At 61.2% G+C, this 392-nt stretch carries 1 protein-coding gene; it reads left to right on the top strand.

The window, feature by feature from the left end; translation table 11 throughout:
- Positions 1 to 392 (top strand): MCP four helix bundle domain-containing protein (locus D7V77_RS42960; RefSeq protein WP_199734037.1); only part of this gene is annotated, 392 nt, incomplete at both ends.

The following is a 392-nucleotide window of genomic DNA, read 5'->3' as shown; positions in this document are numbered from 1 at the left end:
TTACAGCCAGTTTGTCACCCAATGGAACACGTATCGCGAGCTTGCGCGACGGCTGATGATTTCTGCCAAGGCAGGCGACGTAGCGGGTGCTACGCGGCTCTATCACACGGACTCCAAGCATGCTTTCGACTCGGCCAACGACACCTTGGGTGTGATGACCGAACGCAGTGTCGCTGGCGCCACGGCAGAAACCGAGCGAGAGGCGCAGGCCTATCACAATGCGCGGCAACTCATAGTTGGGGCGATCGTGGTGGCGGCGTGCCTGGTCGTGTTGGCCGTGATTTATCTTGTCTACGCCGTGTCGCGCCCGATTGCCGCGCTGGTGGATCGCATGCACCGCGTTGCCAACAACGATACCCAGATCGACATCCCAGGCGTGGACCGCCACGACG

This window comes from Corallococcus sp. CA041A (assembly GCF_003612075.1).
GTDB classification, from domain to species: Bacteria; Myxococcota; Myxococcia; order Myxococcales; family Myxococcaceae; genus Corallococcus; species Corallococcus exiguus.
Note: the sequence above shows the minus strand (reverse complement) of the source record. Positions and strands in the feature narration are given on the sequence as shown.